The sequence below is a fragment of the Duganella levis genome, from assembly GCF_009857605.1.
Taxonomy (GTDB): Bacteria; Pseudomonadota; Gammaproteobacteria; order Burkholderiales; family Burkholderiaceae_D; genus Rugamonas; species Rugamonas levis.
This window is the reverse complement of record NZ_WWCT01000004.1, coordinates 1-16,944: the sequence shown is the minus strand read 5'-3', so window position 1 is coordinate 16,944 and position 16,944 is coordinate 1. Positions and strand designations below refer to the sequence as shown.

The window sequence follows — 16,944 nt, the reverse complement described above, 5'->3', positions numbered from 1 at the left end:
GAATAGGGTAGCTCTATGGTTATGCGCATCAGCACCAGAACAATTTTCGACACCGGCTCGATGCAGATCACGTCGCTGAGTTCGGCCATGGCGCGCACGCAGCAGCAGCTGTCGACCGGCCGCAAGAACCTGACTGCGGCCGACGATCCGATCGCCAGCGCGCGCGCGCTGGAAGTGACGCAGTCGCAATCGCTCAACACCCAGCTCAGCACCAACCGCTCCAACGCCAAGGGCGTGCTGGGGATCGAGACCACGGCGCTGTCCAGCACCAATGCGCTGCTGCAGGACATCAAGGATCTGGCGGTGAAGTCCGGCAACGGCTCGTACACCGACGCCGACCGCGAGTCGGTGGCGATCGAGCTGGAAGGCAAGCTGGCCGACCTGATGGGCATCGCCAACACCGCCGACGGCGTCGGCGGCTATGTGTTCTCCGGCTACAAGTCGACCACTTTGCCGTTCACCAAGACCGCCACCGGTGCCGACTACCAGGGCGACCAGGGCCAGCGTTCGCTGCAAGTGGGCACCACCCGCACCGTGCCGATTACCGATTCCGGTTCCTCCGTGTTCGAGGCCAACCAGACCGGCAACGGCACGTTTGTCACCAAGCCGGACCCGGGCAACGTTGGCCGCGGCGGCAGCGGCATCATCAGCGCCGGTTCGGTCAAGGATGCGACTCAGGTGCTGCCGGGGCACAATTACCAGATCAGTTTCCAGGTGGTGCCGGCGACGCCGGGCGTGCCCAAGGCCACCACCTATACGGTGACCGACATGACCGATCCGGCCAATCCGGTACCGGTGCCGCCGACGCCGGTCCCGGCCGTGCCGCAGGAATATGTCAGCGGCCAGAACATCACGTTTGACGGCGTGCAGTTCGACGTCAAGGGCGATCCGGCCGACGGCGACAGCTTCACGGTCGAGCCGTCGACCAAGCAGTCGGTGTTTACCACGGTGCAGGGTTTTATCGACCAGCTGCGCCAGCCGGGTTCCGGCCCGGCCAACCAGGCGAGCCTGAACAATATGCTGAACCAGTTGCAGGTGAATATCGACAACGCCGCTGCCAACGTGTCGTCGGTCAACTCGGCGGTCGGCGCGCGGCTGAAGGAGCTGGATTACCTGGATAGTTCGGGCGATGACGCCGGCCTGCAGTACGCGACCACGCTGACCAATTTGCAGGATCTGGATTACACGGCGGCGATTTCGCTGTTCACCCAGCAGCAGACCACGCTGACGGCGGCGCAGAAATCGTTCACCACGATGTCGGGCCTGTCGCTGTTTAATTACATCAACTAAGTTTTCGCCATAAAAAAACGGCCAGCTTGCGAGCTGGCCGTTTTTGTTTGTGCACCCTGCGGTAGCAGGGCGCCTGCTTACTTGGCCGCCAGGATGCCGTGGCTGGCGCTGGCTTGCTTGCGCAGCCAGTCGTCGTCGCGGGTGGCCGTGGTGACGCCGCTGAGCGCGGTGGTGGCCTGGTAGTGATGCATTTCCCCTGCCAGCGCGGCCACGCTGTTGCTGAGGCCGCTGGCAGTGGTGGTGTCCAGTTTCGTCGCCGGCGTGCTGCTCGTCGTGCTGGCGGCGGTACTGTTCTGGTAACCGCTGATGGCCGAACTCAGCGCACCGACATCGCTGGCGCGTCCCGCCTGGAACCAGACGTCGGCCAGCGCATGGGTGCTGCCGTCGGTGCTGGTGTAGCTCGACTCCATGCCGATCCAGTTGCCGTTGTCGAAGTTCTTCACGCCTTGCGCCGCCACCGTCAGGCTGGCGATGTTCAGCGAAGCCAGCGTCTTCAGTTCGTCGGCCTGGCTGACGCCGTCCGCATTGGCGTCCACCCACACGCGCAGATTGCCGAACTGCGCATCCTGGCTGTCGATCACGCCATCGTGGTTGCTGTCGATGTCGGCCAGCGCGGCAAAGCCGTTGCTGGTCTTGCCACCGCTGCTGCTGTTGGTGGCGGTACCGAACAACTCGCTGCCGTCGTTGATGATGCCGTCGCCGTTGCGGTCCAGGGCCAGCAAGCCGTTGCCGGAACCGACCCAGCCGGTGTTGACCTTGGTGCCGTCGGCGCGGATGTCGAACGTGACGCCGGCGTTGATGTTCAGCGTGTTGATGCCCAGGCCGGTCAGATCCAGCACCAGCGGGCTGGCGGTCAGCGCCGCCAGCTGATCGGTCGACAACGACGCCTTCTGTGGATTGGCCAGCAGCGCGGTGGCTTGCGTCATGCTGAGCGCCGCCAGCTGTTCGGTGCTGATGGCTTTCAGCTGGGTCGAGATCAGCGATTTCAGCTGGCCGGTGGTCAGCGCCGCGAACTGGCCGGCGCTGAACAGCTGCACCGTGGTCGCTTTCAGGCCCACCAGCTGCGCAGTCTTGAGCGCCGCCATGTCGCTGGCGTCGAGTGCGGTGATCTGGTCGGAATTGAAGGCGTTCAGCGCCACCACCGACAGTGCGCCGAGGTCGGCCGTGCTGAGGGTGTCGATCTGGGCGGTGGTCATGCCGGCCACCTGGGCCGTGGCCAGGGCCGACAGCTGGCGCGTGGTCAGCGTGTCGAACAGGCTGTCGCCCAGCGCCGCCACCTGCTCCGCCGTCAAGCCCGGGATTTGCAGGGTGGTAAATCCGGCCAGCGTGCTCATGCCGCTCAGCTGGTCGGGTGTCAGGCTCTTGATCTGGTTGACCGACAGCGCCGCCAAGGTGCGCGTGGACAGCGCGCTCAACTGCGCCGCCGTCAGCACGCTCAGCTGCGCGGTTTTCAGCGCCGTGATCTGGGTCGAGGTCAGGCCGCTCATCGCCGTCAGGCTCAGCAGCGGGAACTGCTCGGTGGTCAGGTAGCTCAGCGTCAGGCCGCGCACTTGCTGCGTGGTCAGGTTGGCCAGCTGGTCGGTCGACAGCGCCGCCACCTGGGCCGCCTTCAGCGCCGCCATCTGGCCCGAACGCAGCGACAGGAAACTGTCGTCGTCCAGCGCACCCAACTGCTCGGTGGTCAGCGCCGCCACCTGGGTGTCGTTCAGCGTGCCCAGGGTCACCAGCGCGTTTAGCTGCTCGGTGTTGAGCGCCTTGAGGTCGGCCGCAGTCAGGCCCGGCATTTGCGACGATTTCAGGCTGGACAACTGGTCTATGGTCAGCGCCGTCACCTGGGTGGTGTTCAGCGTGGCCAGCTGGGCGCTGCTGAGCGCCGCCACATCTTCCGCCTCCATCGAGGTGATCTGTTCGGACGACAGGCCGGCCAGCGCGGCCAGCGACAGCGCCCGCACTTGCGCGGTGGTCAGCGCAATCACCTGGTCGGTGCCGAGCGTCTGCAGCTGGGTCTTTGTCAGCGCGGCGACCTGGCTGGTTTTCAGCGTGGCGATATGGGCGGCGTCCAGCGATTGCAGCTGGTCACTGGTCAGGCTGCTGAACTGCAGCGTGGTCAGCGGATTGAGCGAGTTCAGCGCGCCCAACTGCTCGGTGGTCAGGGTCTTCAGCTGCGCCGCCGTCAGCGCGGCGATCTCGGCGGTGCTGAGCTGACCCATCTGGTCGAGGCTGAGCAGGCTGATCTGCAAGGTGGTGAGGGCGGCGAACTGGTTGGTTTTCAGGCCGGCCAGGTCTTCCTGCTCCATCGCCGCCAGCTGGTCGCTGCTCAGGGCGCGGATGGCGGCGGTGCTCATGGCGCGCCATTGCGCCACCGACAGCGCCTGAATCTGGTGGTCGGTCAGGGTGGCGATCTGCTTGCTCGACAGCGAGGCGATCTGGATCGTGCTGAGGTTGGCCAACTGGCTATCGTCCAGCGCGCTCAGGTTGTCGGTGCTGAGTGCCGGCAACTGGCGAGTGCTGAGCCAGCCGATCGGCAGCAAGGCCAGCTGCTCCGAGCTCAACGCGGCGACCTGGGCGGTGCTGAGTGCGCGGATCTGGGCCGAGGTCAGGCCCAGCAACTGGTCGTTGCTGATGATCTGGATATCGGCCGTGCCCAGCGCGACGATTTGCGCGGTGGTCAGCGACGCCATGTCGACCGCCTCGATGGCGCCGAACTGGGTGGAATCGAGCGCTGCGATGGCTTTGGTGCTGAGGGCGCGCAATTGGCCGCCGGTCAGGCCGGTCACCTGGCCGGCGGTCAGACCATGCACCTGGGTCACGGTCAGGCCGGCGACGGCGGCGGTGCTGAGGAAGCCGATCTGATCGTTGGTCAGGGCGCCGAACTGGGTTGAGGTCAGGGCGGCGATCTGGGCCGATTTCAGCGCGGCCAGGTCGGCCCCTTCGATGGCGGCGATCTGCAGCACGGTCAACGCCTGCAGCGCGCGGGTATTCATCGCCAGCAGGTCGCCGGTTTCCAGCGCAACGATCTGTTCCGTCGTCAGCGCGGCGACCTGGTCGCTGCTGAGGGCGGCGATCTGGCCGGTCTTCAGCGCGGTGATCTGGTCGGACGACAGGGCGGCGATCTGGTCGGCCGACAGCGCATGCAGCTGCGCCGTGCTGAAGCCGGCGACCGCCAGCGCGTTCAACTGTTCGGCGGTCAGCGTCGGCAGCACGGCGGCCTTGAGGCCGGCCACGCCCTGGGTGCTCAAGGCGGCCAGCTGGTCGCTGCTCAGCACCGCCAGCTGGGTGGTGCTGAGCGCGGCCACCTGGGCCGACTTGAGGAAGGCGAAGTCCGCGGCGTCGATGCTTGGCAACTGGTCGGCGCTCAGGCCGGCCAGGCCTTTGAGGCTGAGTGCGCCGATCTGGGCGCTGCTCAGGGCGGCCAGCTGGGTGGCGTCCAGCACGCCGGTCTGGACCGACGTCAGGGCGCCGATCTGGCGCGTGGTGAGCAGGGCGATGTCGTCCGCCGACAGCGCCGCGATGCGGGTGGTCGACAGGCCGGCGATCTGGGTGGTGGTGTAGTCGGCCAGGTTGCCCAGCGCGGCCAGTTGGGCGGCGCTGAGGGCGCCGATCTGGGCCTGGCTGAAGGCGTTGATGTTGGCGCTGCTCAGGGCGTGCAGCTGCTCGGTCAGCAGGAAGGCCATCTGGTCGAGCGTCAGCGCGCGCAGCTGGGTGCTGCTCAGTGCGCCAAAGTCTTCGGTCTCGATGGCGTTCAGCTGGGCTTCGCTCAGGTGCGAGATCAGGCCGGTCGCCAGCGCGCGGATCTGGCCGGTGCTGAGGGCGATCAGTTGCGGGGCGCTCAGGCCATCCACCTGGGCGCTGGTCAGCGCCGCCAGCTGGCTGGTTTTGAAGCCGCTCAGCTGGTCGACCGACAGGCCGGCGATCTGGTCATTGGTGAGCGCGCGCACCTGGTTGGAGGTGAGCGCGTTCAGGCTGCTGAGCGCGGCCACCTGGTCCGCCCCCAGGCCGCTGAGCTGGCGCGTGGTCAGGCCGGCGATTTCCTGGCTGGTCAGCACGCCATACTGGAGCAGCGACAGCGCCGCCAGCTGGCTGCTGCCGAGGGCGGCGATCTGGCGGGTGCTGAAGGCGCGCAGGTCGGCGTCTTCCAGCGCTGCCAGCTGGTCGGGCGTCAACGCCGCAATGGCGGCGTTCGACAGGGAACGGATCTGGGCCGTGGTCAGCGCCGGGATCTGGAGCGCGGTCAGATACTGGATCTGGGTGCTGCTGAGCGCGGCGATCTGGCTGGTTTTCAGGTTGGCGATCTGGTCCGGTGTGAGGGCGATGATCTGGGACGAGCTCATGCCGGCGATCTGCTTGGTGCCAAGGCCGCCCAGGCTGCCGAGGGCGGCGAACTGGGCGTCGCTCAGCGCGCCGAGCTGGGTTGGCGTCAGCGCGGCGATTTCCTGCGTGGTGAAGGCCGCCAGCTGGTCCAGCGTCAAGGCCGCCACCTGGTTGCTTTGCAGTGCCACCACTTGCGCCGTGGACAGCGCCGCAATGTCGTCCAGCGCGATCTCGGCGATCTGGGCCGTCGTCAGCAGGTTCAGCGTGGTGCCCAGGCCGCGGATTTGCGCGGTGCTCAAGGCCACCAGCTGGTCGGCGCTGAGCGACTGCACTTGGGTGCTGGTGAGCGCGCGCAACTGGCGCGTGGTCAGCGTGCCGATCTGGGCCAGCAGCAGGCTGGTCAACTGGTCGACGCTGAGCGCGCGGATCTGGTTGGTGGTCAGCGGCGCCAGCGAGGTCAGGCTGTCGAGCTGGGCGGTGGACAGCGCGGCCACCTGGCGGGTGGTCAGGCTGGCCAGGATGCCGGTGCGCAGCGCGGCAAACTGGTCGGCCGACAAGGCCGCCAGCTGGGCGCTGTTGAAGGCGGTGATCTGCTTGCTGCTGAGCGCGCCGATGTCGACCACTTCAATCGCCGCCACTTGGCGGGTGGACAGCGCCGCCAGCGCCGCGGCGCTGAGGCTGCGCACCTGGGCGGTGGTCAGCGCGACGATCTGGCTATCGGTCAGGGCGCCGATCTGGGTGCTGGTGAGGCCGGCGATCTGGCTGGTTTTCAGCGTGGCGATGTTCGACAGGCTGGCGATCTGGTCGGAGGTGAGCGCGCCGATCTGCTTGCTGGTCAGCGACGCCAGCGTACTCAGCGCGGCCATCTGGTCGGTGCTCAGCGCATGCACTTGCGCGGTGCTCAGGGCGCTGATGATTTTCGTACTGAGGCTGCCAATCTGGGGCAGCGTCAGGCTGCTGACCTGGTCGGTGCTGAGGCTGCCGACTTGCGTGCTCGACAGCGCTTGCAGGTCTTCCAGTTCGATGGCCTGGATCTGGTCGGTGCTGAGCGCGGCCAGCTGGCGGCTGCTCAGCGAACGCACCTGGGCCGTGCTGAGGGCGGCGATCTCGTCGGAGGTCAGCACGCTGGTCTGTTCGGTGGTCAGCGCGGCGATCTGGCGGGTGCTCAGGCTGGCCAGCGTGGCCAACGGCAGCGCAATGATCTGGTCGGTGGTGAGGGCGGCGATGGCGGTGGTCGAGAAGCTGGCCAGCGACGGCAGGGCGGCGATCTGCTCGTTGCTCAGCACGGATTTCTGCAGCGGCGTCAGCGCCGCCACTTCGGCCGTGGTCAGCGCGGTGATTTGCAGCGTGGTCAGCGCGACCACCTGGTCGGTGGTCAGGGCGGCGATCTGGCGCGTGCTGAGGTTGGACAGCGCGGCGCCGCTGAGCGAACTGAGTTGCTCGGTGCTGAGCGCCTGGATGGCGCGCGTGCTGAGCGCGCGCAGCTGTTCATTGAGCAGGCCGGCCAGCTGGCTGGTGCCGAGCGCGGCCACCTGGTCGGAGCTGAGCGCGGCTATTTGGCGGCTGCTCAGCGAACGCAGGTCGGCCACGTTCAGGTGCGCCACCTGGGTGGTGTTGAGCGCCTGCAACTGGCGCGTGGTCAGCGCGCCCAGGGTTTGCAGCGCGTCCAGCTGGGCGTCGTCCATCGCACCCAGCTGGAGCGCGGTCAGGGCCGCGATCTCCTGGGGGGTGAACGCGCGCAGCTGGCTGCTGCTCAGCGCCGCCAGCTGGTTGCTGGTCAGCACGGCGATCTGGCGCGTGGTCAGCGCCGCCAGGTCGCCGTTGCTGAGGGCGGCGATGCGGTCGTCGGCCAGCGCCGACAGCGTGGCGGTGCTGAGTGCGCGCAACTGGTCGGTGTTCAGCGCCACCATCTGGTCAACGGTGATCGCACCGGCCTGGACCGCAGACAGCGCGGCCAGTTGCAGCGTTTGCAGCTTGGCGAAGTCGGCGCTGCTCATCTGGGCGATCTGGTCGTTGGTCAGCGCGATGATCTGCTTGGTAATCAGCGGCAGCAGTTGCAGCGCGGCCAGTTGCTCGTTGGACAGCACGCTGATCTGGTCCGGCGTCAGCGCCCGCACTTCGGCGGTGGTGAACGCGCTCAACTGGTCGGTGGTCAGGGCCGTCACCTGGGCGGTGCTCAGGTGGGCGATCTGCGCGGTGCGCATGGCGCGGATGTCGCGCGTTTCGATGGCGGCGATGGCTTCCAGGCTGAGCACGGCAATGGCGGCGGTGCTGAGGGCGGCGACCTGGCTGGAGCTGAGCGCAACGATCTGTTCGGTGGTCAGCGTCTGCAACTGGTCGCTGCTGAAGGCGGCCAACTGGCGGCTGGTCAGCGTCACCAGGTCGTCGGTGTTCATGGCGCCGAGCTGGGCGGCGGTCAGGGCGCGGATCTGCTGCGTGGTCAGCACGCTGAGGTTGCGCAGCGCGTCGAGCTGGGCGTCGCTCAGCGTGGCGATCTGGGCGGCCGTGAGCGCGGCGGTTTCCGCCGTGGTCAGCGCCGCCATCTGCTCGGTCAGCAGGGCGGTGATCTGGTCGCTGGTCAGCTTGTTGATCTGCTGCGTCGCCAGCACGGCGATGTCGCGGGTTTCGATGGCCTGGATCTGGCTGGCGGTCAGCGCGGTGATGCCCACCGAGCTGAGGCCGCGGAACTGGTCGCCGCTGAGGGCGACGATCTGGTCCAGCGTCAGCGCCTGCACCTGGTCCGAGGTCAGCGCGCCCAGCTGGTTGCTGGCCAGCGAGGCCAGGTTGTGCGTCGACAGCGCGTTGATCTGGCCGGTGGTAAACGCCGCCAGTTGGCGGCTGGACATGCCGGCCAGCGTGCTCATGGCATTCAGCTGGTCGTTGGTCAGCACCTGGATCTGCTGGGTGCCGAGGGCGCCGATGGCGGCGCTGCTGAGCGCGGTGAACTGGTCGACCGTCAGCGACGAGAGTTGCAGCGTCGACAGCGCCGCCACTTGCGCGGTGCGCAGCGCAGCGATGTCGCGGGTTTCAATCTGCACCAGCTGGTCGTAGGTCAGCGTGTTGAGCATGGCGATGCTCATGTTGGCGTACTGTTCGGTGCTGAGGTCGACGATCTGGGCGCCGCCCAGCGACTGGATCTGGTCGACGGTCAGCGCCGCCAACTGGGCGCTGGTCAGCGCCACCAGGTCGCTACTGTCCAGCGCCACCAGCTGGGTGGTGGTCAGGGCCTGGATTTGCAGCGTGGTGAACGGCAGCAGCGACGACAGCGCGGCGATCTGCTCGGGCGTCAGCGCAGCGATCTGGTCGGCCGTCAGGCCGCGTTCGGCGGCGCTGCTGAGTGCGCCGAACTGGTCACTGGTGAGCGCCGTCAGCAGCTCGATCGCCAGGGCGCCGATCTGTGCTGAACCGAGCACGGCGATGTCGCGGGTTTCCAGCGCCTGCAATTGGGTGGCGGTCAGTTCGTTCAGCAGCGCGGTGCCGAGCGTGCTCATCTGCGTGGTGCTGAGGGCCACCAGCTGGTCCGAGGTCAGCGCCTGCACCTGCTCCAGGCCGAACGCGGCCAGTTGCGCGCTGCTGAGGGTGGCGATGGTTTTGGTTTCCAGTGCGGCCACCTGTTCGGTGGTCAGGGCGGCGATCTGCGCGGTGGTCAGCGGCAGCAGGCTCTTGATCGCAACGATCTGGGCCGGGGTCATCGCGGCCAGCTGGTCCGGCAGCAGCGCCTTGGCGTCGTCGGTGGTCAGCGCATAGATCTGCTCGGTGGTCAGTGCCAGCAGCTGGTCGCTATTCAGCGCGCGGATCTGGCCGGTGGTCAGGGCGCGGATGTCGCGGGTTTCAATCGCGGCGATCTGGGCGGGGCTGAGCTGGCCGACCACGGCGGTGGTCAGGGCGCCGATCTGGGCCGAGGTCAGCAGCACCACTTGGTCGGTGCTCAGTGCGGCGATCTGGTCCGGCGTCAGGGCGCCCAGCTGGGCGCTGGTGAGCGCCACAAAGTCGCGGGTTTCCAGCCCGGCCAACTGGTCCGTGGTCAGCGCGGCGAACTGCGCGGTGGTCAGCAGCAGCAGGTTTTTCAGGGCGGCGATCTGCTCGGTGCTGAGCACGCTGATCTGGTCCGGGCGCAGCGACGGCAGCATGGCGCTGGACAAGGCCGCCAGTTGCTCGGTGCGCAGCGCCACCAATTGGTCGTAGGTGAGGGCGCGCAGCTGGCCGCTGGTCAGCGCCGGCACGTCGCGGGTTTCCAGCGCCGCCAGCTGCTCGGTGCTCAGCTGGCTGATCATGCCGGTGGTCAGCGTCGATACCTGCATGCTGCTGAGCGCTACGATCTGGTCGGTGCTGAGGGTGAAGATCTGGTCGCCGTTGAGCGCGGCCAGCTGTTCGCTGCTGAGGGCGGCGATGGTCTTGGTCGGCAGGCCGACGATCTGGTCCAGCGTCAGACCGCCGATCTGCGCCGAGTTCAGCGGCGCCAGCGTGGGCAGCGCATTCAGCTGGTCGGTGCTCAGCGCGCTGATCTGGTCGGCCAGCAGGGCGGCGATTTCATTGGTGCGCAGCGCATGCATCTGGTCGGTGCTGAGGAAGGCCAGTTGGTCGCCGTTGAGCGCGCGGATTTGTTGGCTGGACAGCCAGACCAGGTCGCGGGTTTCCAGCGCGGCCACCTGGTCGCCGGTCAACGACGCCACCAGGGCGGTGGTCAGCGAACTGACCTGGAGGGTGCTCAGGTTGGCGATCTGGCCGGCGCTGAGGACATTCAGCTGGGCGGCGCTGAGGGTGTTGATCTGGTCGGTGCGCAAGGCTTGCAGCGCTTGCGAGCTGAGCGATTGCAACTGGTCGGACGTCATGCTGGTGACGGCGCCGGTGCTGAGCGCGCGCAACTGCAGCGTGCTGAGAGCGGCGAACTGGTCGCTGGTCATGGCCGGCAGCTGGCTGGCATTGACGGCGGCGATCTGCTGGGTGCGCAGCGCGCGCAGGTCTTCGGTCTCCAGCGTGGCGAATTGGGTGGCCGACAGCGCGGCGATCTGGCCCGTGCTCAAGGCCTGCATGTCCAGCGTGGTCAGCGCCACCAACTGGTCGGAGGTCAGGCCGGACAGGATGGCAGTCGGGATGGCTGCCAGCTGGGTGGTGCGCAGCGCCTGGATGCCGTCGGTGCTCAGGCCGCCCAGGGTGGTGGCGCTCAGCTGGGTCACGGCGCGGGTGGTCAGCGCCTGTACTTGCGCGGTGCTGAACCAGCTCAGCTGGTCAGAAGTGAGGGCCTGCATGTCTTCGCTGGCCAATGCGGCAATCTGCTCGGTCGAGATGGCGGCTATTTGGTCAGAATTCAGGTTGGCGATAATCGAAGTCATTACAGGATCTCCCTAGGGTGCTGCCATGATACGCGTTAAATTTCCTTAAGGAAACCAAAATGCGACTGGATGAGGCTATTCCACCAAGGGTTGCAGCACCGCTGGCCGAACCGGAACGGTTGCCGGTTTGGCTACATTGGGGCGCTGCGACCAGGTCCGCGGCATCAGCCGCGCGCGCTCGATCCCGTCCAAAAACAGATTCTGGATCGGCATTCCCAGGTACGGCAGCGTCATGGCGATGACCAGCAGGCCGACGCCCAGCGTTATCGGGAAGCCAATGCCAAACAAATTCAACTGCGGCGCGGCGCGCGTCAGGATGCCGAGCGCCACGTTGGTAATCAGTAAAGCGGCGACGATCGGCAGCGACAGCTGCACGCCGACGCTGAAAATCATGCCGCCCCAGTCGGCCAGCTGCTTGAAGCCGCCGCCGTAGACCGGGATTGCCGACACCGGCAGCGTGGAAAAACTCTCCACCAGCGCCGACAGCAGTACCAGGTGGCCGTTGACCGCCAAAAAGGCCATGGTCGCCACCAGCGACAGAAACTGGCTGATGGCCGACGAGCGGCCCTGGGTGGTCGGATCGAAGAAGGAGGCGAATCCCAGGCCCATGGTCAAACTGGAAATTTCCCCCGCCATCTCCACCGCCGCAAAAATAATGCGGATGCTGAAGCCCATGGCCAGCCCGATCAACATTTCCTGCATGACAATCAGCAGGCCGGCCCACGACATCGGGTCGGTGGCCGGCCACGCCGGCACCGCCGGCGCGACGATGGCCGCGATCATGATGCCCAGGCTCAGCTTGACGCTGGCCGGCACCGCGCTATTGCCCAGCAGCGGCGAGGCGGCGATCAGCGCCATGATGCGGCACAGCGGCCACAGCAGGCCAGCGATCCACATATTGATATCGGCAGAAGAGACGGTCAGCATAAGGGTCTGTTACATTTCCGTCCGGCATCTTTTGTATTGTAGATCAAGTGCTTACTAAATCGGAAACTGTTACATATTGATAAAGTGACTATCCCACCAGCAGGGGGATGCCGCCGAATACTTCGCGCATGTAGTCGAGCATGATGGACAGCATCCACGGTCCGGCCACCACCAGCGCCACAAACACCCCGACCAGCTTGGGGATGAAGGACAGCGTCTGTTCGTTGATTTGGGTGGCGGCCTGGAAAATGCTGACCACCAGGCCGATAACCAGCGCCACCAGCAGCAGCGGCGCGGCGATCATCAGGGTGACTTCCATGGCGTGCTTGCCCATGGTCATGACGCTTTCGGGTGTCATCGCGGCCTCCTAGTAGAAACTCTGGGCCAGCGAGCCGAGCAGCAACTGCCAGCCGTCCACCAGCACAAACAGCATCAGCTTGAACGGCAGCGAGATCACCGCCGGCGACATCATCATCATGCCCATCGACATAAGTACAGAGGCGACCACCATGTCGATAATCAGAAACGGAATGAAGATGGCAAAGCCGATCTGGAACGCGGTTTTCAGCTCACTGGTGACGAACGCCGGCACCAGAATGCGCAGCGGCACGTCTTCCGGCCCCTGCAAGGCCGGGCTGCGTGACAATTTGACGAACAGCGCCAGGTCGGCCTCGCGGGTTTGCTTGAGCATGAAATTTTTTAATGGCGCAGCGCCTTTGTCCAGCGCCTGGCTCATATTGAGTTTGTTTTCCTGCAGCGGCAGGTAGGCTTCGTTGTAGATTTTGTCGAACGTAGGGCCCATGACGAACAGCGTCAGGAACAATGCCAGCCCTACCATGACCTGGTTGGGCGGCGCCGATTGCGTGCCCAGCGCCTGGCGCAGCAGCGACAGCACGATGATGATGCGGGTGAAGCTGGTCATCAACAACAGCGCTGCCGGGATGAAGGTCAGCGCCGTCATCAGCAGCATGGTCTGGATCGGCAGCGTGTAATTGGTGCCGCCGCCCGGCGCCGGGGTCGAATTCAGGGCCGGGATGCCGATGTTGGATTCGGCGCCGGCCACCAGCGGCAGCGCCAGCAGCGTCAGCGCGAGCAGCGGCGGGATGTAGCCGGACAGCTTATTTGCCATTGCGTTTGTCGATCGTTTGTTTGAACCATTCGGCGAAGTTGGCGGTCGGCAGGGCGGCCGTCTGCAACGGTTCGCTGCTTTCCTGGCGCGGCATGGTGGCCAGCGCATTCATGCGGCCGGGCGAGGCGCCCACCACGATCCATTGTTCACCCACTTCCACCACCAGGATGCGCTCGCGCGTGCCGACGCTGAGTGTGCCGACCAGCTTGATGTTGCTGTTGCCGCCGCCAAAGTTGCGCGGACCGAAGCGTTTGGTCAGCCAGGCCAGGCCGAGCATCAGGCCGATCACGAAGATCAGCGCCAGCGAGGTTTGCAGCAGGCCGCCGCCGGTCGATGGGGCGACCGGTTGCGGTGTCGGGATGGTCATTGCCATGGCGCCGGATGGGGCAGGCGCGGCTGGCGTGACTGCGGCCGGCGGCGCGGCGGCCGGGACAGTAGCGGCGTTGTCGGTGGCCGGCGCCGCAGCGTCAGTGGGAGCAGGCGTGGCGGCGGTGGAGGCTTGCGCGGTGGCGGCTGCGGCTGCCGGGGTGGCCGCATGGGCTCCGCCGATGGTCCCCGACACAGTGTGCTGGGCCATCGCAGGCGCGGCGGCCAAGGCCGCCGCGATGATCAGGGAAGGAATCAGTCCGTGCTTCATTTATTCAATTTTCGGATACGTTCGGAAGGCGTGATGATGTCGGTCAGGCGGATACCGAACTTGTCGTTCACCACCACCACCTCGCCCTGGGCGATCAGGCAGCCGTTGACCAGCACGTCCATTGGTTCACCGGCCAGGCCGTCCAGTTCCACCACCGAGCCCTGCGCCAGTTGCAGCAGGTTCTTGATGGCGATCTTGGTGCGGCCCAGTTCCACCGTCAGCTGGACCGGGATGTCGAGGATGAAGTCGATATCGTTATGGGTTTCGGTCTTGCTCGGCGTGCTGGAAAAATCCTTGAACACGGCGGCGCTGGCCGCTTGCGACGCGGCTTGCTGCTTTTCCAGCGCGGCCGCTTCGGCCTGCGCCTGTTCGGCGATCGCCGCACCCCATGGATCGTCATCGTCCAGCGGTTGATCGTCTTGATTGTCCGACATGATTCTCTCCGGGTTTATTTACTTATTTAAGGTTATCGGCATTGGCCAGCAGTTTCTCGACCTTCAGCGCGTACTGCCCATTCATCACGCCATAGCTGCAATCCATGACCGGCACGCCGTCCACGGTGGCCGAGATGAATTCCGGAATCGACAGCGGGATGATGTCGCCCACCCGCATATTCAGGATCTCGTCGAAATTGACTTTGGCCGTGCCCAGCGAGGCCACCAGTTCGACCTCGGCGATCTGGATCTGCTGCGTCATCAGGCGGATCCAGCGTTTGTCCACTTCCAGCGCCTCGCCTTGCAGGCTGGAGGTCAGCGAGTCGCGGATCGGTTCGATCATCGAGTACGGCATGCAGAAGTGGATCTGGCCCGACACCGAGCCCAGCTCTACCGTAAAGGTCGACGCCACCACCACCTCGTTCGGCGTGGCGATATTGGCGAACTGGGTATTCATTTCCGAGCGGATGTATTCGAACTCGACCGGGTAGACCGGTTCCCACGACTTGGTGTAGGCCTCGAACACGATGTCCAGGATGCGCAAAATGATGCGCTGCTCGGTCTGGGTAAAGTCGCGGCCTTCGACGCGGGTGTGGAAACGGCCGTCGCCGCCGAACAAGTTGTCCACCAGCAGGAACACCAGGCCCGGATCGAACACCATCAGGGCCGTGCCGCGCAGCGGCTTCATGTGCACCAGGTTCAGGTTGGTCGGCACCACCAGGTTACGGATGAACTCGGAATACTTGGAGACCCGCACCGAGCCGACCGAGACCTCGGCGCTGCGGCGCAGGAAGTTGAACAGGCCGACGCGCAGCAGGCGGGCGAAGCGTTCGTTGATAATTTCCAGCGTCGGCATACGGCCGCGCACGATACGTTCCTGGGTGGCCAGGTTGTATGTGCGTACGCCTGCGACGTCTTCCGCCGCCGCGACATCGTCCTGGTCGCCGTTGACGCCCTTTAAAAGGGCATCGACTTCTTCCTGGGATAGAAAATTATCAGCCATGGGTTGCGCTCTGCTTACTTTCTACTTACTGGATGATGAATGACGTAAACAGCACGTCTTCGATTTCTTGCGGCGAACCACGGTCTTCAAACGGTTCTTTCAGTGCCGTGATGATTTCCTTGGCCAGCTGGATCTTGCCTTCCGGCGTGTTGATGTCGGCGGCGTGCTTGGCCGACAGCAGCAACAGGATGCGGCTGCGCACCTTGGCCATGTTCTTCTTGACCTCTTCCTGGGTCTCGGCGTCGGCCACCTGCAGCGAGAACGCCACTTGCAGGTACTGGTCGGCGCCGCTCTCACCCGGTTGCAGGTTGACGGTAAATGGTTCGACCGGCTCGTAGATTGCCGGGCCGCTCGGTTTCTTGGATTTCTTCTTCTTGGACGGCGCGTCGTCGTGTTCTTCGGCATCGGCTTTGCCGTGCAGGAAGAACCAGGCCGCACCGCCGCCGGCGGCGCCCAGTACCAGCACCACGGCCAGGATGATGATGATCAGTTTTTTGCTGCCACCCCCGGAAGGAGCTTCAACTTTCTGATCGGCTTTCATTTTTGGGTTCGCTTTCAAAGTAGCCCTTCATGTTGCGGAGTGTTTCACGCCGCCATTATGTCATTATCGGTCGCGCCAAGGCAGACGGAAGCGCCGAAAAGAGGGGCGTTCCCGGTGCTGCTTGACATTTCCCTAGTGTAACAGACAACAAAACCGGGAGGGCGTTAGCGCCGGTCCCGGTTTACCCTGGTGGCCGAGCCCGCTCAGGCGAAGGTATCGACCGCGCCGGCCGGCAGGCGGCGCACCGGCGGCGCGCTGCGGGCCGCATCGGCCTGGTTGTTGGTATCGCGGCCATAGCTGCCACCCGAACGGCCGCTACCGCCACCGCTGCCGCCGCTCTGCGCCGAGCTGGCTTGTTGGTTGAAGCTGCTGTTGCTCTGGTCCGACATGCTGGACGAAACGGTGGCGCTGCCCAGCTGGATACCGGCCTCGCTCATCATTTCTTTCAGCTTCGGCAAGGCGTTTTCCAGCGCCTGGCGCACTTCCGGCGTGGCCGAGCTGAAGGCGGCGGTGGCCTGGTCCTTGTTGACACTCAACACCACTTGTAGCGGACCCAAGTCTGGCGGATTCAGCTCCATGGTGGCGCTCTGTTCGCCGCCAGCGGCCATGAAGATGATTTTCTGGCCCAGTTGCTGGTCCCAGGCCTGGCTGCCGACACGGCTGCTGAGCTTGTCGGTTGGTACCACGGTGGCGGCTTTGGCAATTTCCTGTGCCGCATGGCTGGCGGTCGGCGCGATGGTGATGTTGGCCTGTTCTTTCAGCGTAGCGGCAGCCTCGGCGTCGGTCTTGACGGCGGCGGCTTGTGGCGCGGCGGCCAGCTTGGCCGGATCGGCGGCGTTCTGCTGCTGTTGCTGGGTTTGCGACACTTGCGGCTGCGTGTCCGTCGTCGGCGCGGCCTTGGTGTCGATGTGGCTGACGGTGTCGCCGGCTTTGGGTGTGGCGGTGGTATCGGCCACGGCGGCGCTGTCGGCCGGCTGCGCGGCGATCCTGGTACTGTCGGCAGCGTCGCCCACGACGGTGGTGGCGATGGTCACTGGTTTGAGGCTGTCAGTGCCGTCGCTCTTGCCGGCGGCTGCCTTGGCGGCAGCAGCGGCAGCCGCGGCGGTTGCTGTGGCCAGGGACGTGGCGTCGGCGTTGGTGGTGGTTTGCGTGGCGCTGCCGGCCTTGTCCAGGATGGTCTTGAAATCAGCCACGGCGGCAGCCTGATCCTGGGCGGTTTGTCGCGCGGCAGCATCGGCTTCGGCGGCATCGGCCGCGCCTGGCGCGATCTTGGCAGCGTCGGCCGCGAGTGCGGCGGCATCGGCAGCGGCGGCGGCAGCAGCCGGCGTGGCGGGCAGGG

At 65.7% G+C, this 16,944-nt stretch carries 10 protein-coding genes; 1 reads left to right on the top strand and 9 read right to left on the bottom strand.

Annotation, left to right across the window (positions count from 1 at the left end; genetic code table 11):
- Positions 1 to 15: 15 nt before the first annotated feature.
- Positions 16 to 1,290, top strand: a complete 1,275-nt coding sequence (flgL, locus tag GTP69_RS06695) for a flagellar hook-associated protein FlgL (RefSeq protein WP_161054159.1) — start codon at positions 16 to 18, stop codon at positions 1,288 to 1,290.
- Positions 1,291 to 1,367: 77 nt separating this feature from the next.
- Here flgL and GTP69_RS06690 read toward each other — a convergent pair whose 3' ends face one another.
- The 9 genes from GTP69_RS06690 to GTP69_RS06650 all read right to left on the bottom strand — a co-directional run.
- Positions 1,368 to 10,934, bottom strand: a complete 9,567-nt coding sequence (locus tag GTP69_RS06690; protein ID WP_229260840.1) for a beta strand repeat-containing protein — start codon at positions 10,932 to 10,934, stop codon at positions 1,368 to 1,370.
- A gap of 75 nt (positions 10,935 to 11,009) precedes the next feature.
- On the bottom strand, positions 11,010 to 11,861 hold the full coding sequence (gene fliR / locus GTP69_RS06685; protein ID WP_161054158.1) for a flagellar biosynthetic protein FliR: 852 nt from the start codon (positions 11,859 to 11,861) through the stop codon (positions 11,010 to 11,012).
- Between the two features lie 88 nt (positions 11,862 to 11,949).
- Positions 11,950 to 12,219, bottom strand: coding sequence for a flagellar biosynthesis protein FliQ (gene fliQ, locus GTP69_RS06680; RefSeq protein ID WP_161054157.1), 270 nt, complete (start codon positions 12,217 to 12,219; stop codon positions 11,950 to 11,952).
- A 9-nt stretch (positions 12,220 to 12,228) separates the two neighbouring features.
- Positions 12,229 to 12,990: a flagellar type III secretion system pore protein FliP gene (fliP, locus tag GTP69_RS06675; protein ID WP_161054156.1), complete on the bottom strand. Its 762-nt coding sequence runs from the start codon at positions 12,988 to 12,990 to the stop codon at positions 12,229 to 12,231.
- Positions 12,980 to 13,627 (bottom strand): flagellar biosynthetic protein FliO, encoded by a 648-nt coding sequence (gene fliO, locus GTP69_RS06670; protein ID WP_229260839.1) that lies wholly within the window; start codon positions 13,625 to 13,627, stop codon positions 12,980 to 12,982. The genes fliP and fliO overlap by 11 nt, the downstream gene beginning before the upstream one ends.
- A complete protein-coding gene (gene fliN / locus GTP69_RS06665; protein ID WP_110844729.1) occupies positions 13,624 to 14,061 on the bottom strand; it encodes a flagellar motor switch protein FliN in 438 nt (145 codons plus the stop codon). Before fliN ends, fliO begins: the two co-directional genes overlap by 4 nt.
- 22 nt (positions 14,062 to 14,083) lie before the next feature.
- Positions 14,084 to 15,064, bottom strand: coding sequence for a flagellar motor switch protein FliM (gene fliM, locus GTP69_RS06660; RefSeq protein WP_110844728.1), 981 nt, complete (start codon positions 15,062 to 15,064; stop codon positions 14,084 to 14,086).
- Positions 15,065 to 15,089: 25 nt separating this feature from the next.
- The gene (fliL, locus tag GTP69_RS06655; protein ID WP_161054155.1) at positions 15,090 to 15,605 is read right to left on the bottom strand and encodes a flagellar basal body-associated protein FliL; all 516 of its coding nucleotides are present in this window, start codon (positions 15,603 to 15,605) and stop codon (positions 15,090 to 15,092) included.
- Between the two features lie 203 nt (positions 15,606 to 15,808).
- A partial coding sequence (locus GTP69_RS06650) for a flagellar hook-length control protein FliK (RefSeq protein ID WP_161054154.1) occupies positions 15,809 to 16,944 on the bottom strand: 1,136 nt, incomplete at its 5' end.